The 26,261-nt window shown below is 47.1% G+C and carries 25 protein-coding genes and 1 riboswitch; of the genes, 24 read left to right on the top strand and 1 reads right to left on the bottom strand.

All coding sequences use genetic code 11. The annotated features are described in order from the left end of the window. The first annotated feature begins 31 nt into the window (after nt 1-31). The 18 genes from polA (at nt 32) to CB4_RS18285 (ending at nt 18,471) form a co-directional block, all read left to right on the top strand. Complete coding sequence (gene polA, locus CB4_RS18365; RefSeq protein WP_096467185.1) at nt 32-2,680, top strand: DNA polymerase I; 2,649 nt, start codon at nt 32-34, stop codon at nt 2,678-2,680. Nucleotides 2,681-2,698: 18 nt separating this feature from the next. Next, nucleotides 2,699-3,529 (top strand): DNA-formamidopyrimidine glycosylase, encoded by an 831-nt coding sequence (gene mutM / locus CB4_RS18360; RefSeq protein WP_096467184.1) that lies wholly within the window; start codon nt 2,699-2,701, stop codon nt 3,527-3,529. 83 nt (nt 3,530-3,612) lie between these two features. Beyond that, nucleotides 3,613-4,281 carry a sporulation membrane protein YtaF gene (ytaF, locus tag CB4_RS18355; RefSeq protein ID WP_096467183.1) on the top strand — a complete coding sequence of 223 codons (669 nt, stop codon included), beginning with the start codon at nt 3,613-3,615 and terminating at the stop codon, nt 4,279-4,281. Between the two features lie 16 nt (nt 4,282-4,297). Continuing rightward, nucleotides 4,298-4,906, top strand: a complete 609-nt coding sequence (gene coaE, locus CB4_RS18350) for a dephospho-CoA kinase (RefSeq protein ID WP_096467182.1) — start codon at nt 4,298-4,300, stop codon at nt 4,904-4,906. Beyond that, nucleotides 4,903-5,466, top strand: a complete 564-nt coding sequence (locus CB4_RS18345) for a lytic transglycosylase domain-containing protein (RefSeq protein WP_096467181.1) — start codon at nt 4,903-4,905, stop codon at nt 5,464-5,466. The genes coaE and CB4_RS18345 overlap by 4 nt, the downstream gene beginning before the upstream one ends. Before the next feature lie 149 nt (nt 5,467-5,615). Continuing rightward, nucleotides 5,616-6,650: a glyceraldehyde-3-phosphate dehydrogenase gene (locus CB4_RS18340; RefSeq protein WP_096467180.1), complete on the top strand. Its 1,035-nt coding sequence runs from the start codon at nt 5,616-5,618 to the stop codon at nt 6,648-6,650. Between the two features lie 117 nt (nt 6,651-6,767). Then, nucleotides 6,768-7,235: a transcriptional regulator NrdR gene (gene nrdR / locus CB4_RS18335; protein ID WP_096467179.1), complete on the top strand. Its 468-nt coding sequence runs from the start codon at nt 6,768-6,770 to the stop codon at nt 7,233-7,235. A gap of 45 nt (nt 7,236-7,280) precedes the next feature. Beyond that, complete coding sequence (locus CB4_RS18330; RefSeq protein WP_096467178.1) at nt 7,281-8,684, top strand: MBL fold metallo-hydrolase RNA specificity domain-containing protein; 1,404 nt, start codon at nt 7,281-7,283, stop codon at nt 8,682-8,684. Between the two features lie 30 nt (nt 8,685-8,714). Further along, nucleotides 8,715-10,202, top strand: coding sequence for a replication initiation and membrane attachment family protein (locus CB4_RS18325; protein ID WP_096467177.1), 1,488 nt, complete (start codon nt 8,715-8,717; stop codon nt 10,200-10,202). 17 nt (nt 10,203-10,219) lie between these two features. Then, entirely contained in the window at nt 10,220-11,164 is a 945-nt protein-coding gene (gene dnaI / locus CB4_RS18320; protein WP_096467176.1) for a primosomal protein DnaI, read from the top strand. A 109-nt stretch (nt 11,165-11,273) separates the two neighbouring features. Further along, nucleotides 11,274-11,495: a hypothetical protein gene (locus CB4_RS18315; RefSeq protein WP_096467175.1), complete on the top strand. Its 222-nt coding sequence runs from the start codon at nt 11,274-11,276 to the stop codon at nt 11,493-11,495. Between the two features lie 94 nt (nt 11,496-11,589). Then, nucleotides 11,590-12,711, top strand: a complete 1,122-nt coding sequence (mqnC, locus tag CB4_RS18310) for a cyclic dehypoxanthinyl futalosine synthase (RefSeq protein ID WP_096467174.1) — start codon at nt 11,590-11,592, stop codon at nt 12,709-12,711. A 269-nt stretch (nt 12,712-12,980) separates the two neighbouring features. Next, nucleotides 12,981-13,619 carry a flagellar brake protein gene (locus tag CB4_RS18305; protein ID WP_096467173.1) on the top strand — a complete coding sequence of 213 codons (639 nt, stop codon included), beginning with the start codon at nt 12,981-12,983 and terminating at the stop codon, nt 13,617-13,619. Nucleotides 13,620-13,701: 82 nt separating this feature from the next. Next, nucleotides 13,702-13,805: riboswitch (SAM riboswitch) on the top strand. Between the two features lie 156 nt (nt 13,806-13,961). Beyond that, nucleotides 13,962-14,129, top strand: coding sequence for a YezD family protein (locus CB4_RS18300; protein WP_231956278.1), 168 nt, complete (start codon nt 13,962-13,964; stop codon nt 14,127-14,129). A 113-nt stretch (nt 14,130-14,242) separates the two neighbouring features. Then, the gene (locus CB4_RS21180; RefSeq protein ID WP_157738058.1) at nt 14,243-14,413 is read left to right on the top strand and encodes a hypothetical protein; all 171 of its coding nucleotides are present in this window, start codon (nt 14,243-14,245) and stop codon (nt 14,411-14,413) included. 158 nt (nt 14,414-14,571) lie between these two features. Next, nucleotides 14,572-15,690, top strand: coding sequence for an RNA-guided endonuclease InsQ/TnpB family protein (locus CB4_RS18295; protein WP_096467171.1), 1,119 nt, complete (start codon nt 14,572-14,574; stop codon nt 15,688-15,690). 260 nt (nt 15,691-15,950) lie between these two features. Next, a complete protein-coding gene (locus CB4_RS18290) occupies nt 15,951-16,823 on the top strand; it encodes a sulfate/molybdate ABC transporter ATP-binding protein (RefSeq protein WP_373681373.1) in 873 nt (290 codons plus the stop codon). A gap of 430 nt (nt 16,824-17,253) precedes the next feature. Then, complete coding sequence (locus CB4_RS18285; protein ID WP_096463496.1) at nt 17,254-18,471, top strand: IS110 family RNA-guided transposase; 1,218 nt, start codon at nt 17,254-17,256, stop codon at nt 18,469-18,471. A gap of 438 nt (nt 18,472-18,909) precedes the next feature. Here the strand turns inward: CB4_RS18285 and CB4_RS21745 are convergent, their stop codons facing one another. After that, the gene (locus CB4_RS21745; protein ID WP_146226667.1) at nt 18,910-19,125 is read right to left on the bottom strand and encodes a hypothetical protein; all 216 of its coding nucleotides are present in this window, start codon (nt 19,123-19,125) and stop codon (nt 18,910-18,912) included. 242 nt (nt 19,126-19,367) lie between these two features. Between CB4_RS21745 and ytxC the strand changes: the two genes are divergently transcribed. The 6 genes from ytxC (at nt 19,368) to CB4_RS18255 (ending at nt 26,097) form a co-directional block, all read left to right on the top strand. Continuing rightward, on the top strand, nt 19,368-20,246 hold the full coding sequence (gene ytxC, locus CB4_RS18280) for a sporulation protein YtxC (RefSeq protein WP_231956277.1): 879 nt from the start codon (nt 19,368-19,370) through the stop codon (nt 20,244-20,246). 351 nt (nt 20,247-20,597) lie between these two features. Continuing rightward, a complete protein-coding gene (gene thrS / locus CB4_RS18275) occupies nt 20,598-22,517 on the top strand; it encodes a threonine--tRNA ligase (RefSeq protein WP_096467168.1) in 1,920 nt (639 codons plus the stop codon). Nucleotides 22,518-22,687: 170 nt separating this feature from the next. Continuing rightward, nucleotides 22,688-22,897 (top strand): hypothetical protein, encoded by a 210-nt coding sequence (locus CB4_RS18270; protein WP_096467167.1) that lies wholly within the window; start codon nt 22,688-22,690, stop codon nt 22,895-22,897. Nucleotides 22,898-23,058: 161 nt separating this feature from the next. Beyond that, nucleotides 23,059-23,628: a hypothetical protein gene (locus CB4_RS18265; protein WP_096467166.1), complete on the top strand. Its 570-nt coding sequence runs from the start codon at nt 23,059-23,061 to the stop codon at nt 23,626-23,628. A 144-nt stretch (nt 23,629-23,772) separates the two neighbouring features. After that, nucleotides 23,773-24,483 (top strand): Crp/Fnr family transcriptional regulator, encoded by a 711-nt coding sequence (locus tag CB4_RS18260; RefSeq protein ID WP_231956067.1) that lies wholly within the window; start codon nt 23,773-23,775, stop codon nt 24,481-24,483. Between the two features lie 396 nt (nt 24,484-24,879). Next, nucleotides 24,880-26,097, top strand: a complete 1,218-nt coding sequence (locus CB4_RS18255; protein WP_096463496.1) for an IS110 family RNA-guided transposase — start codon at nt 24,880-24,882, stop codon at nt 26,095-26,097. Nucleotides 26,098-26,261: the final 164 nt, after the last annotated feature.

Here is a 26,261-nt window from a genome sequence, read left to right as displayed (position 1 = left end):
TTCGAATGGGAAAGAGATGGGACGTGGTTGAATGGAAAAAAAATTAATTATTATTGACGGGAACAGCATTGCCAATCGTGCGTTCTATGCTCTTCCGTTGTTGACGAACAACGAAGGACTGTATACGAATGCAGTATATGGATTTACGATGATGCTCATGCGTATACTGGAAGAAGAAAAGCCTACCCATGTACTGGTCGCCTTTGATGCAGGTAAGGTCACGTTCCGTACAGAGGGGTATAAAGATTATAAAGGAACACGTCAGAAAACACCGGGCGAGCTATCCGCGCAGTTCCCGCTTATGAAAGAGTTACTTGATGCATTCAGCATTGCACATTACGAGCTTCCAGGCTATGAAGCAGATGATATTATCGGTACGATGTCCGCGCAGGCGGAAGCAAACGGGTATAGTACGCTCATTGTATCGGGTGACAAAGACATGCTACAGCTTGTGTCTGATCGGACGAAAGTCGCCCTGACACGCAAGGGAATTAGTGAAACCGAGCTGTATTCTCCACAGGAAATTATGGACAAATACCAGCTTACACCTGTACAGATTATTGATCTGAAAGGGCTAATGGGTGATACATCTGATAATATTCCGGGTATTCCAGGGGTAGGAGAGAAGACGGCTCTCAAGCTGTTGCATGAATTCGGTACAGTGGAAGATGTGCTCGCTCATGCATCCGAAGTGAAAGGAAAGAAACTGCAGGAAAAAATCGCAGCGCATGCAGATGATGCACGTATGAGCAAAGAGCTGGCCACGATTCTTCGCGAGGCACCGCTTGCGATTACGCTGGAAAATACAGCATATGCAGCATATGTAGCAGAGAAAGTCGCGCCTGTGTTTGAACGCTTCGCTTTCAAATCGTTGCTTGAGCGTCTGGGTATGAATGAAGCGGAAGCGAATGAGAGTGGGGCAGCAAGCGGAGAGGAAATCGCGTACGTAACGATTACCGAAGCGAATCGGGATGAGTGGGGAGCAAAGCTCGTATCTCCGATGGCAGTAGTCGTAGAAGTAGATGGCGATAATTATCATGGCGCGCCTGTGCTCGGTATTGGAATTGCAGGAGAAGATGTTCGCCTGTATGTACCATTTGCGGAGATGAACTGGCCTACGCTTACGGACTGGTTAGCTGATTCCGCGCAGAAAAAGTGGGTATATGATGCTAAGCGCAGCCAGGTAGCGCTTGCGTGGCAGAACATCACCCTTGAAGGAATTTGTTTTGATGCGATGCTTGCCTCATATGTGAGCAATCCGTCTGAGACGAACCATCAACTGAGCGATATCGCAGCCCGCTATCAGATGGGACTTCCGTCCGATGAAGCAGTATACGGCAAGGGTGCGAAGCGTAGCATTCCAGACGAGGATAAGCTTGGGTTGCACATCGTTCGCAAGGCGGATGCGGTATACCGCCTGCATGACCGGATGGAGCAGGCGATGAAAGAAGAGAGCGTGTGCGAACTATTTTATGATCTTGAACTACCGCTTGCGACAGTGCTGGGCGATATGGAGAAGCGCGGTGTACAGGTAGAGCGCGCACGTCTGGATGAGATGGGACGTGTACTTCTTGAGAAGCTGTCTTCTCTGACTGTCGGCATTTATGAGCTGGCTGGCGTGGAATTCAACATTAATTCCCCAAAACAATTAGGTGAAATCTTGTTTGATAAACTGCAGCTTCCGGTTTATAAAAAAACAAAGACTGGCTATTCCACAAGTGCGGATGTGCTGGAGAAACTTGAGCATACACATGAAATCATTCCGCTCATTCTTGAATTCCGCCAGCTGGGTAAGTTACAGTCCACATATATTGAGGGGCTGAAAAAAGAAATCCGTCCGGATACAAGCAAAATTCATACTTCGTTCAATCAGGCAGTAACGGCAACGGGCCGCCTGAGCAGTACCGAGCCGAATTTGCAGAACATCCCGATCCGGCTCGAAGAAGGCCGCCGTATCCGGCAAGCATTCGTGCCGTCAGAGCCGGGCTGGTATATTCTTTCTGCCGACTATTCGCAGATCGAACTGCGTATTCTGGCTCACATTGCGCGAGATGAGAATTTGATCAAAGCGTTCCAGGAAGGAGCGGACATCCATACCCGAACAGCTGCTGATGTATTCGGTGTGGCACAGGAAGACGTGACGTCGCTCATGCGCCGTCAGGCAAAGGCGGTGAATTTCGGGATTGTATATGGCATCAGTGACTACGGATTGTCGCAAAATCTGAACATTACCCGCAAGCAGGCCGCTGAGTTTATTGAACGCTATTTTGCTGTATTCCAGGGAGTAAAGCGTTATATGGAAACAAGTGTGCTGGAAGCGAAAAAAGCCGGTTATGTGACGACATTGCTTTCACGCCGTCGCTACCTGCCGGACATTAACAGTCGTAATTTCAATTTGCGCAGCTTTGCGGAACGAACGGCCATGAATACACCGATCCAAGGAACCGCTGCCGATATTATTAAGCTAGCGATGGTAAACATGGCGAAGCGGATGGAAGAGGCACAGCTTGCAAGCCGGATGCTCCTTCAGGTACACGATGAACTTATCTTTGAAGTGCCCGAGCACGAACTTGACGTGATGTGCCGCCTCGTTCCTGAGGTGATGGAGAGTGCGCTTGTGCTTGACGTTCCACTTAAAGTCGATGTGAACTATGGACCAAGCTGGTATGAAGCGAAATAACAGGAAAGAAGGATACTCATGCCGGAATTACCAGAAGTAGAGAACGTCCGGCGTACGCTTGCCCGCCTTGTAGTGGGCAAGCAGATTGCGAAGGTAACGGTCGGGCTTGCACGTATGATTAAAGCGCCGGATGATGCCAGACAGTTTGTCGAAGAGCTCCGGGGACAGACTATTCGCGATATTGGACGCCGTGGGAAGTTTCTGCTGTTTTATATGGATCATGTCGTGCTCGTCTCTCATTTGCGAATGGAAGGGCGTTATGGACTGTATCGGGCAGATGAGGAAGTAGAGAAGCATACACATGTGATTTTTCATTTTACAGACGGTACCGAGCTGCGTTATCGGGATGTGCGGACGTTTGGCACCATGCATTTGTTCCCGCTTGGCTTAGAGGAAGCGGGACCGCCGCTTCATAAGCTTGGACCAGAGCCCTTTGATCCAGCTTTCACGCCGGACGAGCTGAAGCAGCGTATGATCCGCCGCCGGACAAAAATTAAGTCCCTTCTGCTAAATCAGGAAATTGTGGTCGGACTTGGGAATATATATGTTGATGAGGTGCTGTTTGCAGCAGGCGTGCATCCGGAGAAGCTTCCGACTGAACTGACCGATGAGCAGTGGAGGCTTCTGCATCAGCATATTATTGTCATTCTCGAACAGTCGATTGAACTGGGGGGGTCCTCAATCAAGTCGTATGTGAACGGGCAGGGGGAATCTGGGAACTTCCAGCATACGCTTAAAGCATATGGCCGTACCGGTGAGCCGTGTGTAGTCTGTGGTGCACCGATTGAAAAGTCGGTTGTCGGCGGACGAGGAACCCATACCTGCCCGAACTGCCAGCCCCGAAACTAACAAGCACCCCTTCTCCCCCTTTTCATATAGTGTAGGAAGCGCCTATACACAACCAGGCTGATTCGGGGAAGGGGGAACAAAAGGTGCTTCATATTTTCTCACTACTGATGCTTGCGATTGCCGTCAGTATTGACGGATTCGGCGTTGGCATCACATATGGGATGCGACGGATCAAAATTCCGGTGCATTCGGTCGTGATTATTACTGCATGTTCGGCTTTCGTTATTCTAATCGCGATGTATATTGGAGGCTGGCTGGCGTATTTTCTGGCACCGTCGGTTACGCATTACATCGGAGGAGCGATTCTGATTGGAATCGGGCTGTGGGCGATGTATAACATCCGAAGCCAGCAAAATAGCAGTGCAGAAGCAGAGGAAGAGCCGATTCTTGCTGTGGAGGGAATGAACCCGCAGTCTGTACTGGCGATTGAAATTAAATCTCTCGGGCTTGTGATTCAAATTTTGAAACGGCCTACGAAAGCCGATCTTGACCATTCTGGGACGATTTCCGGGGTAGAAGCGATGTTTCTTGGGCTGGCGCTATCACTAGATGCGTTCGGGGCCGGAATTGGAGCTGCTTTGATGGGGTACACACCATGGCTAACGGCGCTGTTGATTGGTGCGGCGAGCTGTGTGTTTATTCTATCCGGCCTTAAACTCGGATTTGTCTATTCGAATGCCGGGTGGATGAAGCGGATGACGTATGTGCCCGGTATTCTGCTTATTTTGTGTGGACTTTTTAAATTGTTGTAAGAGAGAGAGGAGAACGATGAGGATTGGATTGACCGGGAGCATCGCCTGCGGCAAAAGTACCGTGTCTCGCATGTTAGCAGAGCGCGGGGCTCGTATCGTTGATGCAGACGTGATTGCACGTGACGTTGTTCGGCCAGGCGAAGCTGCCTGGTCTCTTATTATTGATTATTTTGGACAGGATATTTTGTTGCCCGACCGGCAAATTGATCGTATCAAGCTTGGACAGATCGTCTTTGCGGATGAAGAAGCGCGGCGCGTGCTTAATGGGATTGTTCACCCGGCTGTACGAAGTCGGATGCGGGAGCTGGCCGAGGAAGCGGATCGGGAAGGTATTCGTTTGATTGTGCTCGATATTCCCCTGCTGTATGAGTCAAAGCTTGAGTATATGGTCGAGCGTGTTGTGGTTGTATCGTGCACGGAAGAGCAGCAACTTGCGCGTCTGATTGCGCGTAACGGCTTCTCAGAGGAGGATGCCCAAGGGCGAATCGCCTCGCAGATGCCCATCGCGGAAAAGGTAGCACGCGCGCATGATGTGATTGACAACAGTGGCACGCTTACAGAGACAGAACGACAGGTGAATGAACTGGTGGAGCGGCTACGCACAGAGGACGAGCAGCACAGATGAAATGGATGACACGCAAAAAACTGGCATTGTTTGCTACGTTACTGGTGATTTTTATTTTGCTTGATGCGCCGTGGACGTGGAAATTGATGTACCCGGTGTATTATAAAGAAGAAATTCGGAAGTCAGCCAGTCAGTATAACGTTGATCCGTATTTGATTATGGCGGTTATCCAGATTGAGTCAAAGTTTGACAAAAAGCGCATTTCCAAAAAGGGTGCAGTCGGACTTATGCAGGTCATGCCAGCCACAGCGGATTGGGCGATCAAGCAGGCCAAGCTGTCTCCGATGGCGTCTGAGTATTTGGACGAGCCGGATGTAAACATCATGCTTGGGACGTGGTACATTTCGTTTTTGTATGAGATGTTTGAACGTAATCCATATGCGGTACTTGCAGCGTATAATGCTGGACCGGGCAATGTGAAGCGCTGGTTGGACCAGGGAAGATGGGATGGTCGCCTCGAAACAGTGAGTAACATCCCATTTGGGGAGACGAGACATTATGTACAGCGTGCGGTATACTATCAGCAGCGGTACGCCAAGATTTATGATGGAGAATTTTGATCCTTTCACTTTACTGTGAAAGGTCTCTTTATTTTTCAGAAAATTATTAAATTAAAGAATTTGTGCGGACGTATTGCAAATAGTGACATACTTATTATAATAAAGACATGTAAATAGTGTGGAACATATCCGGAAGGGGAACATAATTAATGACGACAAAAATTGCCATTAATGGATTTGGACGTATTGGGCGGATGGTATTTCGTAAAGCCATCCATGATCCGGAGATTGAAGTAGTAGCGATTAATGCGAGCTATCCGGTTGAGACGCTTGCTCACCTGATTAAGTATGATACAATTCACGGCAACATTGCCGATAAAGTCGAAACAAAAGATGACACAATCATCGTGAACGGAAAAGTGACAAAGGTTGTATCGGACCGTGACCCGGCGAATCTCCCGTGGAAAGCGCTTGATGTTGAAATCGTAATCGAAGCGACAGGCAAGTTTAAAGATATGGAAGGTGCAGGCAAGCACATTCAAGCTGGTGCGAAAAAAGTTGTGATTACAGCTCCAGGTAAAGAAGTGGAAGCGACAATCGTAATGGGTGTAAACCAAGAGGTATATGACTATGAGAAGCATAGCATTGTATCCAATGCGTCGTGCACAACGAACTGCTTAGCACCGGTAGCCAAAGTTCTTGATCAGGCATTTGGCATTGAATCCGGTATGATGACAACCATTCACTCATATACAAACGACCAGCAAAATCTCGATAATCCGCATAAAGATCTGCGCCGTGCTCGTGCGTGCGGACAGGCAATCATCCCGACTTCTACAGGAGCAGCACGTGCAGTTGGCCTCGTACTTCCGCAACTGCAAGGCAAACTGAATGGCTTCTCGCTCCGTGTGCCGACTCCGAACGTGTCAGTTGTGGATCTTGTGGTAAACGTGAAGCAAGATGTAACAGCAGAAGATGTGAATCGTGCGCTTCGTGAAGCAAGTGAAGGTAGCATGAACGGCATTCTTGGTTACACAGACGAGCCACTCGTATCGGCTGATTTCAACGGAGATGAGAACTCTTCGATTGTAGATGGCTTGTCTACGATGGTAATGGGAACTCGTCAGGTGAAAGTTCTGTCATGGTACGACAACGAGTGGGGTTATTCTTGCCGCGTTCTCGACCTTGCGAAGCACGTATCCGCAGCTGTAAATGCGAAAAAAAAACAGGAAGTAACTGTGTAAGCATATAGTTGCCACGAGGGAGCCAATTTGGCTCCCTTTTCTTTTGGTATACACTTGACGTAAGCGAATTTCTGGGACAAACTAATGGGAAAGTACCATGATACTGGGGTTGATGACATGCGATGTCCATACTGTATGCATAACGGTACGCGGGTGCTTGACTCACGTCCTGTAAATGATAGCAAGTCAATTCGCAGACGCAGGGAGTGCGAAGAGTGTCAGCGCCGTTTTACGACGTTTGAAGTCGTGGAAGAAACACCGCTTCTTGTCATCAAAAAAGACGGAGTGCGGGAAGAATTCAGCCGGGACAAAATTTTGCGTGGGATGATTCGTGCCTGTGAGAAACGCCCGGTACCACTTGATACGCTCGAAGGAATTGTGGATCGAATCGAGCGAGAGCTACGTAACTGTGGCCAGGCAGAAGTCCAAAGCAAGGATGTGGGCGAATTGGTCATGAATGCGTTGTATGAAGTCGATGAGGTGGCGTACGTCCGCTTCGCGTCTGTGTACCGGCAGTTCAAAGATATTAATGTGTTTGTGAAAGAACTGGAAGAGTTGCTTAAACATAATAAAAAGAAAGAATGACCCTGCCGTGTGCAGGGTCATTCTTTGGAACAGGACAGGGACAGGATGAACATACAGTGTTTGGGGGCAGCCGGTACCGTAACCGGATCATGCTATTTGCTTGCAGTTGGTGAATACCGTGTATTGGTTGATTGTGGGATGTTTCAGGGTAGTGGGGAGATGGAGGAACGCAACCGGGAGCCGTTTGTGTTCGAGCCAGGTGAAATAGATGCCGTCGTGCTGACGCATGCACACATCGACCATAGTGGATTGATTCCCAAGCTGTGTCGGGACGGGTTTCGCGGGCGTGTGATTTGTACGCACTCTACGGCGGAGTTGTGCTCCATTTTGTTGCCCGATAGTGGCCATATTCAGGAGATGGAAGCGGAACGGCGCAGCCGCAAGAAGAAGGGGACACGGGTCGCTCGTCATATCCGGCCACTCTATACGGAAGAAGACGGACGGCGTTGCCTGTCGCGTTTTTTTGGGATTGATTATGACGAAATGCATGAGATCGTACCAGGGGTACAGGTGCGCTTGCAAGATGCCGGGCATGTGCTTGGTTCGGCGATCATTGAGCTGTGGGTTGAAGTGGAAGAAGGGAAGACATGTAAAGTTGTGTTTTCCGGTGATCTCGGAAGTCGGGGGCAGGCAATTGTGAAAGATCCGACATGGATTGCTGAAGCGGATTATGTGTTTATTGAATCTACATATGGAGATCGTCTGCATGATCACAAGATAGACCGCAGACAAAGGCTTAGCAGTATTGTACAGCGCGTTCAGGAGGAAGGTGGTACGATCATTGTTCCATCCTTCGCTGTGGGGCGAACGCAGGAGATTATTTACGAACTTACGGAGCTGCTGGCGCATGGTACAATTAAACCATTCCCAGTGTTTATCGACAGTCCGCTTGCGGTTGAAGCGACCCGGGTGTTCCGTAACCATGAGGATGTGTTTGATGAAGAAAGTCAGGTATATATTCAGCGCGGTACCGATCCGCTTGCTTTTCCCGGACTTGTATTCGTCGAGACGAAGGAAGAGTCACAACGTCTAAACATGGTAACGAGTGGGGCGATGATTATCTCATCAAGTGGTATGTGTGAAGCGGGTCGCATTAAGCACCATTTGCGTCATCATATTTGGCGCCCGAAGTCGCACCTTGTGTTTGTTGGCTATCAGGCGCCAGGGACACTCGGGCGGCGCATTGTAGACGGAGCACGACATGTTCGTATTTTTGGCCGAGATTATAAGGTGGCCGCCCATGTTCATATGATCGAAGGATTTTCGGCTCATGCTGACCGGGGTGGGTTGCTCGATTGGCTTGGCGGATTTATACAAAAACCAAAAAAGGTCATTGTTGTTCATGGAGAGCCGGATGTGCGCAAGATTTTTGCCCAGACAATCGAGGAAGAACTTGGTTTTGAAACAGTGATTCCAGAACGATTTGACAGCATTGAACTGCTAGTATAATAAAAGAATGGTTGTAGGGAGGGATACGCAGTGAAGTGGAAAGAAACGGTCCCGGCAGATCCCTATGTTGTACGGGTGAAGCGCCCCATTAGTGCAGCGGAGATTGGGTATGTCGTTCACCTGTATCAGCCGTTACTCGGGGCTCTTCCGGCTGCGCTGTATCAGACGCTGTATCATCAGAGCTCTCCTGCGAATTTTACGTCGGTACAGAGCAGCCATTACGGTTTGATGGTCACAATGGGAACACCGCTTCCTACGATTATAAAGGCGCGTCATCAGTTAGAAGCAATCGGGCTTCTGGAGGTGTATAAAGCTGAGGATGAGGAAGAACGTCTGCTGGAATATGAACTGCAGCCGCCGTATGCGCCGCATGCCTTTTTTCAGGATGATACGCTGGGTATTATGTTATTGAATCGTGTTGGGAAAGAGTATTATCGTAAGCTTAGGCGCCGCTTCTCGCCACCGGATGAACATCGTATCGCAGGTCGTGCGCGCGTGCGCGTTACGAAAGCGTTCGATGAAGTATTTCACCATGTATCACCGAGTGAGCTGATCGTAGGAAGCGGTACAGAAACAGCCGAATTCCTGCACCAAACCGAGCAAGAGAGTCCGCTTGATACATTTTGGGAACAGGAGCCTGCTGGTCGAGAATATCGGAAGACAGAGCTTGATTATGAATTTTTGGCGGCTGTCCTACCGAAAATGGTGAAGAAAGAAAAATTGTTTACTCCGGCTGTACGAACCGAACTGGCGAGCCTCGCGTTTCTTTATAACATAGATAGTGAAATCATGGGAAGATTTCTGTTGGAGCCTACTGTGATTGAATACGATGAGATTGATATAGGCGAGCTGCGTCGGCTTATAAAAGACTGGTTTCGCCGTGAACAGGGTCGTGCACCTCGTATTGTCTCGCGTGATGAAGAAGCACTCCAATCGGTGGAGGAAGCAGAGAAGGAGGCAACGCAGGCCATGCTTTCCCAGAGTGAGAGCCATGCGCTACGCCTGTCCTCGCTTTCGCCATTCCAACTGATGGAGAAGTACCAGAAGGGGGCAAAGATTGCTCCGGCTGATCAGAAAATCGTCGAGGAGCTACTTGCGAACTATCAGCTGCCGCCGGGTGTGGTGAATGTGCTATTGGAGTATGTAATGATGACGCACAACGGCCAGTTGCCGAAAGAGTTGATCTACAAGATCGCCGGGCACTGGAAGCGAAGCGGTATTACGACCGTGCAGGAAGCACAGCAACAGGCACGTCAGATGCATCTTGAACGAAAGCAAGCGTCCGGTGCGCGCAGTACGCGTAGTACTCGCAAACAAGCGGGAACGACTGCTTCAGCCAAACGCAATCAAACGCGTAAGGATGACGTGCCAGATCATATTCGTGAACAGCTGGAGCGTCAGAAGAAAGAAGTGAGTCAGCCTGCGACGGTGGAATCTTCGAGCGATAAAGGTGAATATGAACGAAAAAAACAGCGGATTGCAGAAATGCTAAAGGCAATGGAACAATCAAAAGACTAATGGGAGGAGGAGTATAGATGCGGGAGTTGAATAAATTGTTGTCCGCGTTTCCCACACAGGGTAGACAATCGTTTGACGATATGGTGCAGGACGCGATGGAGACGGAAGAAGTGCGGGCGATTAGAAAGCAGCACCCAGAAATTGAGACCGTTCACATCGTGCGTTCACTGAGTCGGGTACGCCAGGCGGTGGAAGAAACGGCTTCCTGCCGAAGCTGTCCGGGGCTTGCGGCCTGTCCGAATTTACTGCGAGGACACCAGGCGCTGCTCGATTGGACAGGCCGTTCCCTTGAAGTGCGTCATGCGCCGTGCCAATTGTATGTGGTTGAGCAGGAACAGCAGGAGCGGTCCCGGTTGATTCGCACACATCATATTCCACGGGAAATACTTGGCGCCTCCTTTGCAGAATTGGATCATGACCAGGAAAGAATTGATGCGTTTGGGGCAGTTGTCTCCTTCTGTATAAGTGTGAAACCGGGTGAAGAAGGAACAAAGGGCCTGTATTTTTATGGCCCGTTCGGTGTGGGCAAAAGCTACATGATGGCCGCTGCTGCCCGGAAGCTGGCAGAGCGAGGGATTGCCTCTTTAATGGTATATACACCGGACTTCTTCCGTGAGATCAAAGATGCGCTGCAAGATAATACGGTACAGGAAAAAATCCAGGTGCTCAAAGAGGTTCCCGTGCTCATCCTTGATGATATCGGCGCCGAGACGCTTTCACCGTGGGCGCGCGATGAGATACTGGGCGCGATTCTTCAGTATCGTGTCAGCGAGAATCTCCCGGTGTTATACACCTCGAACTATACGCCGGACCAGTTGGAAGAACATCTGGCTTACTCCCAGAAGGCAGGAGTGGAGCAGTTAAAAGCGATGCGAATCATGGAGCGCATTCGGTATTACACAGATGCGTATCGGGTTGATGGACGAAATCGCCGTCTGGGCAGAACAGAAAAGAAAAACTGATAAAAAAATAGTATTGAAAAAACTCCCATTTTATCCGATATAATAGTCATTATAGTACGGTTGATAAGTAATGAGTCATAAGTCCGCATAAGCGGCAGGGGAGGAACGAATGAAGACACTGGGAACGGGAGAAGTTCATTTTTATGGGATGGACGGCAAGGTGCAGCATCTGAAAGGTGAAGTGCAGATTAAGGACAACCGGGTGGTGCTGTCTGAGATCATTTATTTTAACGGACGCCCGAATGGGATGCGAGAAATCAATCTTCCTATAGAGCGCTGTGTCATTCACTGGCAGCCGGAAGTGTATGAAGAGATTGGATTCGCTGAATAGATAAGCCAAAGCCCCCTGCGTGTATGTATAGGCAAGCAGGGGGCTTTATGTTACCATAAAAGAAGTGTTTACACCGTGTTTGGAGGGATGCAGCGTGTCAATTGACCGCATACTGGAACGTGCGCTTGCCGGTGAACGTCTCGGCTTAGAAGACGGACTTCGCCTGTATGAAAGCGATGAAATTGAGAAAATGGGGCATTATGCCAACCAAATCATGCTCAAGTGGCACCCGGAACCGATTACGACATTTGTCATTGGCCGGAACATTAACTATACAAACGTTTGTGATACGTACTGCCGATTCTGCGCCTTTTACCGTGCGCCAGGTTCAAAAGATGCGTATGTGTTACCGGATGAGGACGTGTTCCAGAAAATCCAGGAAACACTCGATGTGCAGGGAACAGAGATTTTGATGCAGGGCGGAACGAATCCGGATCTGCCGCTTGATTATTATACCGATCTGTTACGTGGCATTAAGAAGCGATTCCCGACGATTCATATGCATTCGCTATCGGTAGCGGAAGTGCTCAAAATCGCAGAAGTGTCAAAACTTCCGGTAGAGCAAGTGCTGCGTGAATTGCATGCCGCTGGACTAGATTCCTTACCAGGTGCGGGCGCTGAAATTCTCGATGACCGCACACGTCAAAAAATCAGTCGTCTTAAAGGACCGTGGCAGCAGTGGATTGATACGATGAAGATCGCTAACCGCGTTGGCATGTCGACAACGGCAACGATGGTTATTGGCTTCGGTGAATCGATGGAAGAACGTGTCCTGCATATGATGCGCATTCGTGAAGCGCAGGACGAGATGAAAGAGGTAGGACCAGGCTTCCTCGCATTCATCTCCTGGACATTCCAACCGGATAATACGAACATGAAGGCGGAGAAACAGACGCCAGAGCAGTATCTGAAGAACGTGGCAATCTCCCGCCTGATGGTCGATAATATCCCGAACTTCCAGTCATCCTGGGTAACCATGGGACCGGAAATTGGCAAGAAATCGCTGTCATATGGCTGTAACGACTTCGGCTCGACGATGATGGAGGAGAACGTTGTGTCGGCAGCCGCATGCACATACAAAGTCAACACGAATCATATTCTCGAACTCATCCGTGAAGCGGGCAAGATTCCGGCGCAGCGCAATACGCATTATAAGACATTGCGTGTCTTCAAAGAAGGCGAGAGCATGGAAGCTGACTTTGTGATGCAGAATTAGAAACAGTACGCTTATCTATACTTCATTTACGTTGAAGGTAAATGGTATGGATAAGCGTTTTTTGTCTTTCGGAGGAATAGCAGATTCCAAAGCATAAAAGAATCAAAAGTCACATAAAAACAGTGTAATAGTAACTACTTATAATTTTGTGTTTATTTTTTCATTAGTCTATTTGGTGTATAATAAGTAATCATATTACATTTTACGATTTTTAAATATAATCCAAAAGAGAATTTAAGGAAAATAGGGTAGGGAGAGGGGCGAGCATCATGTTTCCATCAGTCAACCAGCACATACGGCTGATTTCTTTTGAGGAGAAGGAAGAAGCCAAACAGTACAAAGCAACAGTAGCAGATTTGTCCAATGACATGATTATGATCACGTATCCGATTGATGAGCAGACAGGCCGAACAGCTGTGCTTCTAGACCGGCAGGCTGTGTATGTAAGCTACATGAATCAGGATGGCAATCAGTATGAGTTTTCTTCTGAAATTGTACGTCGTATGAAAGATAACATCCCGCTGTTACAGCTTCGAAAGCCCGAGCTGAAGGATATTCGCAAAATCCAGCGCCGAAACTACGTGCGTGTACCTGTAATGCTAAACGTAGATTTTACGATTGAAAATACGAAACACTCTGCCATGTCCATCGACATTAGCGGAGGAGGGATTTTGCTGTTATGTAAGCCGAATCTCGTATTTCCAGAAGCTGCGTTTCCGACTACTATTCATCTCCCGGATCAGGATATTGCAGCTAAAGTCGAACTCGTACGTCAACCCATACCGCAAGATAACGGTTTACTGAAAGTCCCGCTGCGCTTTACACAAATTGCGGAAGGGCATCGAGATAAAATTGTACGGTTCTGTTTTGCTAAACAGTTAGAAAATCGTAAACGATCAACCATGTAAGAAAAAAAATTAAAAACGTAGTTGACTACTTTGATTAATAGGTATTATGATGAAGATAAGAAAAATTGTATATCTAGCAAGACTCTTATCCAGAGAGGCGGAGGGACTGGCCCGACGAAGCCTCGGCAACCATTGATGATTCAAAAGGTGCTAATTCCAGCGGATGCACAATCCGATAGATAAGAGGGAGAACCGACATTGTTTATTGCGGGCGACCTCTTATCTCAATAGGGGTCGCTTTTTATTTTATCAGGAGGTGTGCGTATGAAGTATTTGCATCAGGCAGATGTGTACACCAGAAGCATTCATAACCTCGAAATTCGGAAGAAGGGGGATGTAAGAGTGGAAGAGAAGGAGCGGCAGAAGCCTGTAGGAAAGGTAGAACAAATTCTGGAGGCGCTGAAAGATCTGGAATACGGTTCGCTGGAGATTATCGTTCACGATGGCCAGGTTGTACAAATTGACCGCACAGAGAAAAAAAGATTTGCGACAGAAAAGAAAGCTCGATAATGTGTCAGGTGCTGACCGGACCACCGGAGGCCCTTAGAATTCCGCAGTTTGCCATGAACTGTCGGTTTTCTAGGGGCCTCTTTTTTTAGAAAAAATACAAGGGGGAAAAAACAATGAGGAAATCACACAAATGGGTAAATATTTTGCTTGCGAGTAGTCTAGCGCTGGGCGTGGCAGGATGCTCGACAGCGGGAGAACCAAAGGAAGCAGCAAAAACTAAAACAGAACAGCCGAAAGCAGTGCAACTGCTCAATGTTTCATATTTGCGCAAAGGACACTCGTGACTTCAGTCGTGAGAGGAATTTGCGCTAGGCACAGGCGTGCCTTTCGGTACGTCAATGAGCCTGTATTACTTGGACTCCTTTACTCTCCCCCTCTTTTTTGTTTTTATTTCACTGAAAATTTCGATATAATAAACTTAGTGAAAGTGAGGTGATATCTAATGGATATTACAATTACCGCTAAGATTAAGATCAATCCAACCTATGAGCAAATGGACTTGTTAAGAACCACACTTGACGCTTATCGTTCAGGCTGCAATTTTGTATCAGACCTTGTGTTCGGCACAAAGCAATTAGCACAAGCGAAACTTCACAAAATGACCTACGAAAGCTTACGTTCCCGCTTTTCTTTGCGTTCTCAAATGGCACAGTCCGTTATGAAAACCGTAATTGCTCGCTATCAATCTTTAAAAAGCAACGGTCACGATTGGACAAGAGTACAATTCAAGAAATCTGAATATGACCTTGTATGGAATCGAGACTATTCCCTTATTAAAGGGTTATTTTCGATTAATACCCTTAGCGGTCGGATCAAAGTGCCATTTGAAACGAAAGGGATGGAACAATACTTTGACGGAATATGGTCTTTTGGTACAGCAAAGCTCGTCAACAAGTATGGCAAGTTCTTTCTGCATATTCCTATGACAAAAGAAATCAAAGAAGCATCTGAACATACCATTCGTCAAGTAGTCGGAATCGATATGGGCATTAACTTTGTAGCGGTCAGCTATGATTCTCATGGAAAACCATTATTTTTCAACGGACGATCGATAAAAAATAAGCGCTCGAAGTATAAGCACTTGCGTAAGCAACTACAACAACTAGGTACGGCTTCTTCTCGCAGAAAGTTGAAGCGAATCGGTGGGAGAGAAAACCGTTGGATGGCTGATGTGAATCATCAGGTATCAAAGGCACTCGTTAAACGATATGGAGCCAATACTTTGTTTGTTGTTGAGGACTTAACCGATATTCGCAATGTAACGGAACGTGTAAGAATTAAAAATCGCTACGAGACGGTTTCCTGGGCATTCTACCAACTCCGCACAATGCTTGAATATAAAGCTCTAATGAGTGGATCTAAAGTGATTGCGGTTGACCCGAGATATACTTCGCAAACCTGTCCGAAATGTGGACATACAGAGAAGGAAAACCGCAACAAGAAAAAGCATATGTTTAGTTGTAAGACTTGCAGATATACATCAAATGATGACCGTATCGGGGCGATGAATCTTCAGCGAAAAGGAATTGAGTACATCGCCGAAGTAACTACACAAGCATGACTTGTGTAGTTGGGTAGCTGTCAGCCTGCCTATAGTAACACCATGCTAAGGAAGGAGGTTCGGGAGAACTGATTGAACTTCTGGGTAGTTACAAGCTCGCGATTTTAGTCGTGAGTAGTTGACATGATCCGACACGTGAACTGTATCAGGACTATAACAAAGAATTCGCTGCCTACTGGAAGCAAAAAACCGGGTAAGATGTGACGATCAAACAATCACAGGGTTGATCAGGTAAACAGGCACGGTCGGTAATAGACGGGTTGGAGGCGGCAGATGCCGGATACATTCAGACCGATATAGCGGAGCATGGTCGGGAAGAAGCGCTTCGGATCGGGTTTGTATTTCAGAATTACGCGTTATTTCGCCATATGACGGTTGCAGATAACATCGCGTTCGGGCTGACGGTACGACCACGCCGCAATCGTCCATCACGGTCTGAGATTAAGGAGCGGGTGGCGAATTTGCTTCATTTTATACAGTTGGAAGGGTTGGGTGATCGCTATCCGTCCCAGTTGTCAGGTGGTCAGCGTCAGCGGGTTGCTCTGGCACGTGCACTCGCTATTGAACCGAATCTGTTGTTGCTGGATGAACCATTCGGTGCCCTCGATGCTAAAGTGCGCCATGAGCTTCGCCGCTGGGTGCGACGGGTACATGACGAACTGAAAATCACAACGGTATTTGTGACACATGATCAGGAAGAAGCATTGGAAATCGCGGACCGTGTAGTGGTGATGAATCAGGGACAAATCGAGCAGATTGGAAGTCCGACCGAAGTGTATCACGAACCGACGACGCCATTTGTATGTGAGTTCATCGGTAAAACCAATCGTTTAGACGTGCCTACGCATTCTGAACGGACAAAATTTATTCGTCCGCATGAGTTTGATGTTCAGCTGCGCCCTTCTAGTACGGCTTCTGAAGCAGCGGTGATTCAAAAGGTACAGACAGCCGGACCATTCATTACAATAGAAGTCGTTACGAAAAAAGATGTGCCGCTCGAAGTGCATATCGCCGCAGATTCGCGGCTAGCTCATGAACTCGTACCCGGAAAAGCTGTCTGGCTCGATATGCAAAAAGCAAAAGTGTTTGGAGAGGAACAGTCGGAAGCACGACAGGCTTCGGTATATGCATAAGCAGTAATCAAGAAACAGGCTGTCCTAAAAGCCAGAACATGGCGAACGGGACGGCCTCTTTTTTGTAGAATCGACAACGTTTGGTGGTGAGGGAGTGGGAGAAGGAAGGAGCCGTTCGGCTTCGGTATGCTTGCAGAGAAGCGGATACTGTCCGCTTCGGGAGCCCGGCGAACGTGCCCGCAAAGAAACATACTAAGATTAGTAGCACAGACCAAGGCCACGGTTTGTGCTACTATTTTTTTGTGGTAGAAGTGAAGAAACAGGCCGAGTGGGCTTCGGGATCTTGAATCCGTCAAAGAAACAGGCCAACTTCACTGCCCTTATTTGAATCAGCTTCAGTATGTTGGATCCATTGAGATCGTGTATAAGAAAAGGGAATCGATAAGGATGCGTGAAGGCTTCTACAACGAACATCAGGAGGAGAACAACCATGAAACATGTAGTCGCATTTGATGTAAGTATGGGAAAGAGCTATTGGGTGGTGTACAATGCCGACCGGCACTGTGAGTTTGAAGGAGAAATCCGGCATACCCGTTCCGATTTTGAAGGGTTGCATGCCTGCATGGAGAAGCTGATCGAGCAAGATGGGGAACAACCGTCCATTGTTTTCGAAGCTACGGGCGTATACTCCAGACAACTGGAACGCTTTATGCAAGATCATCAGTACACCTATTGCCTGTTAAACCCGCTTGAAGCCAAACTGCAGTCCGCTTCTATGCGGATGCATAAAACGGATCGAAGTGACGCTCATCGGCTGGCGTTGACTCATTTCACGGTCTCTCGAAGAGAAAAAGAAGTACCCAATGACTTCTTCCAGCAGCTAAAGTCTCTCTCTCGGTTTTACCAAGAATTAGACGGAGAACTTTCTACTCTTCGCAATCGGATGCATAAAGTCATTCAACTGACCTTTTCCGAACTGGAAACGATCTTTACAAGCCGATCGGAGCTCTGTTTACATGTCATTCAGTTATTTCCACATCCCGATCTCGTGAACGGTCTTTCCAAAACCGTAATCAGAAACCGGATTCTCAAGAGTACCGACAAAAAGTTATCGGCAGGTACCGCTGAGAAGAAAGCCATCCAGTTGCTTGAAGCCGCACAGAACTCGTATCCGGCGGTTTCCGCAACCGATGTTCTTTGTGACCAGCTACGCATCTATGTCAAACGTTATTTGGAGATTCTTCGCCAACGAGAAGCTCTGATTCGGCAAATGGAGGAAATGAGCATGCATCGAGAGGACTATCAAGTTCTTCTCAGCTTTCCGGGCATTGGGGTAAATACAGCGGTGCGTTTACTCGCCGAAATCGGAGACATCCGCCGCTTCGACAATCCGAAACAGCTCAACGCCTTTGCAGGGATTGATATCCGACGGTTCCAGTCCGGTAAAACCTTTTTCCAGGATAAAATCAATAAGCGCGGAAACAAGCACCTGCGTAAACTGCTTTACCTTGTCATTCAGAATATGATTAAACAGCGTCGTTTCGGGAACAACCATCTCGTTGAGTACTATGACAAAGTAAAAACGCAACCTTATAACAAGTGTCATAAAGTTGCGTCGATCGCTTGTGTAAATAAGCTCTTGAAGTGCCTCTTCTACCTTATTACACACAATCAGCACTATGAGTACCAGTGTGCCACCAGATCATAATGCAATTTCTATCATACCATATACCAAATAAACCTAGCAAAAAATAAAAACACCCTAGGTTTATTTGGTATGTCAACATCCATACTTTCTGTGAAACCTGTTATTTTCTCTCCGCTTCCTCCCCCTGTTACTTACAAAATAATCACTCAAAATCATTATGATTCACTTGACTAATCGTAAGAAAAGCCCGCGATGTTGATTCACCGAAGGATTGCGGGCAAAGGCTTGTTCGCCGTTCTCCCTCCGCTGAGTAGGCGCGTACAGGCGCTCTCTTACTCCTTCCTTCTCCCGCTCCCCGCACAACGTTTCGGTTTACAAAAAACACGGACGCCAGAACGGATTTGCTCGATTGCCACTGGCTTTTTGAAAGAAGGCTTCCTTATTTTTTTGTCTGCTGCACCCTCTTGATTATGCTTGAAGAGTTTCATCCAAACTGTGTCAGGAGTGGGATCGGGCGGGGCAACGGAACGCCTGTACGCGACTCCCCAGCGGAAGGGGACAGGTAAACGGGCTTTTGCCCACAATGCTTCTTCTGAAATACATCGTAGGCACCTTTTGTGGGCGAGTTCGTCTGGCACCTGAAGCGGACAGTTCCCACTTCTCTGTAAGCGTACCGAAGTGACGAGGCCTCGCCCGCTCCCGCTCCTCCACCACACTTTGGAGAACGCATGTAAAAAAGACAAAAAAGTGGCCCGCTGCAGAGCAGCGAGCCCAAGGTAGGAGTGGAGAGATTAATTCAATTCCAGGAGGTGTCAACCCGTTTAAGGGGGTTACTGTTATTATAAGACATAATGAAAGCGTTATCAATAGTTATTTTCTAAATATTTTATCAGATTCTACGAGTTTTTTCATATACATGAGAGAAAAGGCCGGAGGAAGGTGAAATCGTGCGTGTGATGAAATTATATGTACCGTTTCGAGACCGGGACTTGCTGGATTCGTTTCGAGAAGTGCTGCGTGAGGAACTGAATAACATTCGTCCTCTGCTTCAGCTTCGGCTGTATGAACAACAACAGAAGCACGCTTGCTGTTTTATGATTGAGAGCTGGGTGGAACAGGAGTATACGGTAGAAGCGTATGAAGGAGTCCCATGTGCGATTGCTCACGCGGTGGGAGCGTATGTGACATGGAAAGAAGAACGATATATCGAGCGGCTTGTGCGCGACCATCCTGCTTATGAACGCGTGCAAGAAAAAGACGGTCTGCTCGGGTATGTGTTGTATCACCTGGCAGGAAAAGAAGCAGGGAGGGCTGTATCTCGAACAAGTGAGCTGACATCCAATGTAGAGCGCATGGTGTTTGACTATTTGCAGCAGGAACACGACCTTCATCTGGATGGTTTTTTCCGTTTTCGGCTGAAAGAGAGGCTGTATGAACTTCGGTTGATGGTTGATATGTATATTGAAGAATATTTTGCGGAAGAAGAGTATGAAATGGTTGTCAGGCGATTGCGTGCGTTTCTGGCCGGGCAGACGGTGCGTACGGAGCTGCTTCGCATTGTGCATGAAGGTGGTACGTCGTTTACGTATTATAATGAAGAGTGGGAACGCCTTGATCCTTCGCGTACGCTTGCTTTTCCGGTGGAGGCAGAGCTGCCATACGTATTGGCGGAAGCGGACGTTGTGCGCACGCTTGCTGCTTTTGCGCCAGGTACCTTGCTCTTATATACGGAACAGCCGCGAGCCCCAATCATTTTGATGATTACTCGCTTATTTACGGGCAGGCTGATACTATCAGGGGAATATCCGCTGATTCGGATGGCAGAGGATACTTGACTTACTGAAACGGCACTACTATAATCGAGATAGCTTCATATGCAAAAGCAATGAAAAGGATACGATCAAAGTCAACCGGTTCCCAGAGAGGAAAGCCATAGGCTGTAAGCTTTCCAGCACGAGACTTGCGATTACCCCCTTTAGCTGCCGTTCGGAACGCGCCTTGCGCTAGTAAGAACGACCGGAAGACATCCGTTATTGTTCATGGAGGGCACAGACTGTGAGATCAGCTTATATAAGCAGAACAGACCGTGCTGAACCAGGGTGGTACCACGAGAACAGCGCGCTCGTCCCTATTGGGATGATGCGCGTTTTTTTATTTCTATTGGAATGATTTGGAGGGAAAATAACATGTCAGTTCTAACAATTACACTGCCGGATGGCTCGAAGCGTGAGTACGAAGCCGGTGCAACGATTGAAGATGTCGCAGCTTCGATCAGTCCAAGCCTGCGCAAAAAATCAATCGCCGGTAAAATAGATGGCAAGACCGTTGATCTGAAAGCGGTCATCCCACACGATGCAGCGGTTGAACTCATTACAGAAGACAGCGAAGATGCACTCGAAGTGCTGCGTCATAGCTGTGCGCACTTGATGGCACAGGCGATCAAGCGTATCCTGGGCGATGCGAATGTTCGGCTGGGGATCGGTCCGGTTATTCAAGATGGCTTCTATTACGATATTGATACAGCTGTAACGATCACACCGGAAATGCTTGCGGATATCGAAAAAGAAATGAATAAGATCGTCAAAGAAAACCTGTCCATTGAGCGTAAAGTCGTAACGCGAGAAGAAGCACTGGCAATCTATGAAAAATTAAATGACCATTTAAAAACAGAAATCATCTCCGAACTACCAGAAGGCGAAGAGATTTCGATGTACCATCAGGGCGACTTTTTCGACCTGTGCCGTGGACCGCATGTGCCGTCTACTGGCAAAATCAAAGCGTTCAAGCTGATGAGTGTAGCGGGCGCGTACTGGCGCGGGGATTCTGATCGTCAGATGCTTCAACGTATTTACGGTACATGCTGGGCGAAAAAAGCAGACCAGGATGAGTATCTGCACTTCCTGGAAGAAGCACGCAAGCGCGACCACCGCAAGCTTGGCAAAGAACTCGAACTGTTCATGTTCTCTGAGGAAGCACCGGGCATGCCGTTCTATCTGCCGAATGGTATGGTCATTCGTAACGAACTCGAAGCGTATGAGCGCGGCTTGCATCAAGAGCGCGACTACGAAGAAGTTCGTACACCACTCATGATGAACCAGCGCCTGTGGGAGCAATCCGGCCACTGGGATCACTACCATGAGAATATGTACTTCACAGAAGTAGATAACACTAAGTTTGCTTTGAAACCGATGAACTGCCCGGGCCATATGCTCATCTACAAAGGTCAGATCAAATCGTACCGCGACCTGCCAATCCGTATGTCCGAATTCGGTCAAGTACACCGTCACGAATTCTCTGGCGCGTTGAACGGCATGATCCGCGTACGTACGTTTACACAGGATGATGCACACTTGTTCGTTCGCCCGGATCAAATTGAATCCGAGATCAAAAATGTAATTGAGTTGATCGACAAAATGTACGGTGTATTCGGCTTCCAATACAGCATTGAGCTGTCTACTCGTCCAGAAGATTCCATGGGAAGCGATGAGTTGTGGGAATCGGCGGAGCGTTCGCTTCAGAACGTACTCGATGGACTTGGCGTGCCGTATAGTGTTAATGAAGGCGATGGCGCTTTCTACGGCCCAAAAATCGACTTCCATATTAAAGATGCGATCAAGCGTAGCCACCAATGCGCGACGATCCAGCTTGATTTCCAGATGCCAGAGAAATTCGACCTTACGTATGTGGGCGAAGACAATCAGAAGCACCGTCCAGTCGTTATTCACCGTGCGATCTACGGTTCGATTGACCGCTTCATTGGCATTCTGACCGAGCACTTCGCAGGGGCGTTCCCGACATGGATTGCGCCAGTGCAAGCTCGTATCATGACAATTGCTGAGCCGCATGTGAAATACGCGGAAGAAGTGAAAGAAAAAATGGCGAAAATGGGTATCCGTGTGGAGCTTGATACGCGCAATGAGAAGATTGGTTATAAAATCCGTGAAGCACAGCTGCGCAAAATTCCGTTCATGCTTGTCATCGGTGACAAAGAAATGGAAAATGGCGAATTAGCTGTCCGCCGCCACGGCCAAGGAGATCTTGGTTCGCAAAAAGTGGATGATGTAATTAGTGCAATCCTGGATGAGATTGCGACGAAAAAATTCTAGTATGATATAAAGAGGCTGTCTCAAGCGTCATGTTATGGCGAGTGGGGCAGCCTCTTCATCTTTCTTCATCGATTTTCACAGAAAAGATAAATGTTCAGAAGTGTAATCTCAATCACAGTTCCTCCAAGAAGAAACGATGTATACTGGCTGTGAAGGGAGGAATCTTCGGAATGAATCCAACGATCACACAGTTTCGAACACTGTCTCTGACAAATTTGAACGAAGTCGTTAAGGAGCTGGCAGGGCTGAACTTCTCGCAAGGTCTCAACCTTAAAATAGAAGAGAACGAAAAAGGAGAGCGATTTCTCATCGTGCCTGAGCAAAACGCAGAAGGTGAACGGAATGAGGAGAAATTGGAACAAGTTGCGGGTCAACTTTGATTTAGTAGCTAGTGACCAGCAGGAATAGAAACATTCATAAGTCCTTATACCCTCTCATAAATATACAATGTTCATGGCTTATCCATTTCATCCGTAAGCTGAACAATTACGATATAGGAGTAATTTACTTCATATATTCAAAAAGAGAAGGGGGATTTATTATGAAGAAAGAAGCATTGCTTGCAGGATTAGTGGTGTTGTCGATTTCTTTATATGGATGCGGAAGCAAGAGTGAAAAACCAGCAAATGCAACTGCGCCACAAACGAATACGCAACAACAGGCAGCCCAACCAAAAGAGGATGCAGGAAAAGAGGCGTTAGTTAAGTATCTTGAAGCAGTACAGCCTGCCCAAGAGGCAAATGCGGAGTTTGTAAAACAGATCAACGATCTTAACAATAACCCTGAATATGATAAGCTAACGGATGCACAGAAGGCCGAAAAACTAAAGACGGGACTTTTGCCGAAAGCTAAAGAAGTACAAGAAAAACTCAAAGCGATCACACCTGACAAAGAACTAAGCGCAATGCATGAAAAAAGAATTAAGATGGCTGATAAGAACGTGATAGGTGTTACTGAGATCATTACTGCTTTCGAGTCAGAGGACATGGCAAAAATAGTTGCTGCGGATGACTTACTTAAAGAAGCACAAGAATTAAACAAACAAGCTAATTCTGAACTGCAAGATATGACAAAGAAATATAATGTTGATATGAGTAAAAAAGGAAACTGATAGAAGTGATAGTGTACACACTTACTCGTACTACAAAATAAGTGTATTGTACTTAAGTGCTAGCATTTATACCCTTTAACACATACAATGGTCCTTAATTGGGTTAAACCACTGTATGTATTAAGGGGTATTTTTTATTAAAACATGAACAAATGGGGGATGTTCATTGTGATAGATTGGCGCTTTCTATGTTATTTTCCTTTTTTTGAAGAGTTAGAGGAAGCAGACTTACGAGAAATTTCTTCTATGTTTATAACTCGCACGTATGAAAAAGGAAGAACTGTATTTTTAGAAGGGGAAAAAGGCGACGAGCTTTATATGATTAAATCCGGCGTGATCAATATTTATCGCATTGATGAAGCAAGAGAGATTATTCTGGCGATTTTTGGGGATGGTGATTTTTTTGGGGAGATGGCCGTATTAGAAAATGAACAAGTTCGGTCTGCCAGTGCGAAAACGATGGAAAAGTCCGTATTGTATGCCCTTAAGCGACAGGACTTTATGTCGCTGCTCAATCGAAACCCGAACATTTCCATGAAGATTCTAAAAACGACGCTTGATCGGTTGCGTAAAGCGAATGAATTGATCACCAATTTGACGATACTTGATGCTCGTACCAGAGTGATCAGAATGCTCTTACGCTTAGCAGGACAGCATGGAACTCAGCGCAAAGATGGGATTCTAATCAATCTCAAATTAACACATCAGCAGATGGCTGATATGACCGGAACGGTGCGAGAAACGGTTACAAAAATTTTGCTCGAGCTGCAAGATGAGAAGCTTATTCATATTGAAAAAAAGAAAATTATGATTGGTAGTATAGAAAAACTAGAACAGGTCATTTTTGGAGATTAGATAAATTTCATGGAAAGTGAGACAGCTTTTTCGTGATATCGACAACGTGTGGGGGGAGGGAGTGGGAGAAGGAAGGAGCCGTTCGCTTCGGTACGCTTGCAGGGAAGTGGTGGCTGTCCGCTACGGGAGCCCGGCGAACGTGCCCGCAAAGAAACATACTAAGATTAGTAGCACAGACCAAGGCCACGGTTTGTGCTACTATTTTTTTGTGGTAGAAGTGAAGAAACAGGCCGAGTGGGCTTCGGGATCTTGAATCCGTCAAAGAAACAGGCCAACTTCACTGCCCTTATTTGAATCAGCTTCAGTATGTTGGATCCATTGAGATCGTGTATAAGAAAAGGGAATCGATAAGGATGCGTGAAGGCTTCTACAACGAACATCAGGAGGAGAACAACCATGAAACATGTAGTCGCATTTGATGTAAGTATGGGAAAGAGCTATTGGGTGGTGTACAATGCCGACCGGCACTGTGAGTTTGAAGGAGAAATCCGGCATACCCGTTCCGATTTTGAAGGGTTGCATGCCTGCATGGAGAAGCTGATCGAGCAAGATGGGGAACAACCGTCCATTGTTTTCGAAGCTACGGGCGTATACTCCAGACAACTGGAACGCTTTATGCAAGATCATCAGTACACCTATTGCCTGTTAAACCCGCTTGAAGCCAAACTGCAGTCCGCTTCTATGCGGATGCATAAAACGGATCGAAGTGACGCTCATCGGCTGGCGTTGACTCATTTCACGGTCTCTCGAAGAGAAAAAGAAGTACCCAATGACTTCTTCCAGCAGCTAAAGTCTCTCTCTCGGTTTTACCAAGAATTAGACGGAGAACTTTCTACTCTTCGCAATCGGATGCATAAAGTCATTCAACTGACCTTTTCCGAACTGGAAACGATCTTTACAAGCCGATCGGAGCTCTGTTTACATGTCATTCAGTTATTTCCACATCCCGATCTCGTGAACGGTCTTTCCAAAACCGTAATCAGAAACCGGATTCTCAAGAGTACCGACAAAAAGTTATCGGCAGGTACCGCTGAGAAGAAAGCCATCCAGTTGCTTGAAGCCGCACAGAACTCGTATCCGGCGGTTTCCGCAACCGATGTTCTTTGTGACCAGCTACGCATCTATGTCAAACGTTATTTGGAGATTCTTCGCCAACGAGAAGCTCTGATTCGGCAAATGGAGGAAATGAGCATGCATCGAGAGGACTATCAAGTTCTTCTCAGCTTTCCGGGCATTGGGGTAAATACAGCGGTGCGTTTACTCGCCGAAATCGGAGACATCCGCCGCTTCGACAATCCGAAACAGCTCAACGCCTTTGCAGGGATTGATATCCGACGGTTCCAGTCCGGTAAAACCTTTTTCCAGGATAAAATCAATAAGCGCGGAAACAAGCACCTGCGTAAACTGCTTTACCTTGTCATTCAGAATATGATTAAACAGCGTCGTTTCGGGAACAACCATCTCGTTGAGTACTATGACAAAGTAAAAACGCAACCTTATAACAAGTGTCATAAAGTTGCGTCGATCGCTTGTGTAAATAAGCTCTTGAAGTGCCTCTTCTACCTTATTACACACAATCAGCACTATGAGTACCAGTGTGCCACCAGATCATAATGCAATTTCTATCATACCATATACCAAATAAACCTAGCAAAAAATAAAAACACCCTAGGTTTATTTGGTATGTCAACATCCATACTTTCTGTGAAACCTGTTATTTTCTCTCCGCTTCCTCCCCCTGTTACTTACAAAATAATCACTCAAAATCATTATGATTC

It is taken from the genome of Aneurinibacillus soli (genome assembly GCF_002355375.1).
Lineage (GTDB): Bacteria > Bacillota > Bacilli > Aneurinibacillales > Aneurinibacillaceae > Aneurinibacillus > Aneurinibacillus soli.
This window is presented reverse-complemented; position numbering and strand designations above follow the sequence as displayed.

What these genes read in the sequence shown, in the direction of transcription:
- CB4_RS18305 (WP_096467173.1), top strand. Translation starts at nt 12,981, where the DNA reads ATGTTTCCATCAGTCAACCAGCACATACGGCTGATTTCTTTTGAGGAG.
- dnaI (WP_096467176.1), top strand. Translation starts at nt 10,220, where the DNA reads ATGCGGGAGTTGAATAAATTGTTGTCCGCGTTTCCCACACAGGGTAGA.
- coaE (WP_096467182.1), top strand. Translation starts at nt 4,298, where the DNA reads ATGAGGATTGGATTGACCGGGAGCATCGCCTGCGGCAAAAGTACCGTG.
- mutM (WP_096467184.1), top strand. Translation starts at nt 2,699, where the DNA reads ATGCCGGAATTACCAGAAGTAGAGAACGTCCGGCGTACGCTTGCCCGC.
- CB4_RS18340 (WP_096467180.1), top strand. Translation starts at nt 5,616, where the DNA reads ATGACGACAAAAATTGCCATTAATGGATTTGGACGTATTGGGCGGATG.
- nrdR (WP_096467179.1), top strand. Translation starts at nt 6,768, where the DNA reads ATGCGATGTCCATACTGTATGCATAACGGTACGCGGGTGCTTGACTCA.
- CB4_RS18255 (WP_096463496.1), top strand. Translation starts at nt 24,880, where the DNA reads ATGAAACATGTAGTCGCATTTGATGTAAGTATGGGAAAGAGCTATTGG.
- CB4_RS18260 (WP_231956067.1), top strand. Translation starts at nt 23,773, where the DNA reads ATGAACAAATGGGGGATGTTCATTGTGATAGATTGGCGCTTTCTATGT.
- CB4_RS18270 (WP_096467167.1), top strand. Translation starts at nt 22,688, where the DNA reads ATGAATCCAACGATCACACAGTTTCGAACACTGTCTCTGACAAATTTG.
- CB4_RS18295 (WP_096467171.1), top strand. Translation starts at nt 14,572, where the DNA reads ATGGATATTACAATTACCGCTAAGATTAAGATCAATCCAACCTATGAG.
- thrS (WP_096467168.1), top strand. Translation starts at nt 20,598, where the DNA reads ATGTCAGTTCTAACAATTACACTGCCGGATGGCTCGAAGCGTGAGTAC.
- polA (WP_096467185.1), top strand. Translation starts at nt 32, where the DNA reads ATGGAAAAAAAATTAATTATTATTGACGGGAACAGCATTGCCAATCGT.
- CB4_RS18315 (WP_096467175.1), top strand. Translation starts at nt 11,274, where the DNA reads ATGAAGACACTGGGAACGGGAGAAGTTCATTTTTATGGGATGGACGGC.
- CB4_RS18265 (WP_096467166.1), top strand. Translation starts at nt 23,059, where the DNA reads ATGAAGAAAGAAGCATTGCTTGCAGGATTAGTGGTGTTGTCGATTTCT.
- CB4_RS21180 (WP_157738058.1), top strand. Translation starts at nt 14,243, where the DNA reads ATGAGGAAATCACACAAATGGGTAAATATTTTGCTTGCGAGTAGTCTA.
- CB4_RS18285 (WP_096463496.1), top strand. Translation starts at nt 17,254, where the DNA reads ATGAAACATGTAGTCGCATTTGATGTAAGTATGGGAAAGAGCTATTGG.
- CB4_RS18330 (WP_096467178.1), top strand. Translation starts at nt 7,281, where the DNA reads ATGAACATACAGTGTTTGGGGGCAGCCGGTACCGTAACCGGATCATGC.
- ytxC (WP_231956277.1), top strand. Translation starts at nt 19,368, where the DNA reads ATGAAATTATATGTACCGTTTCGAGACCGGGACTTGCTGGATTCGTTT.
- CB4_RS18345 (WP_096467181.1), top strand. Translation starts at nt 4,903, where the DNA reads ATGAAATGGATGACACGCAAAAAACTGGCATTGTTTGCTACGTTACTG.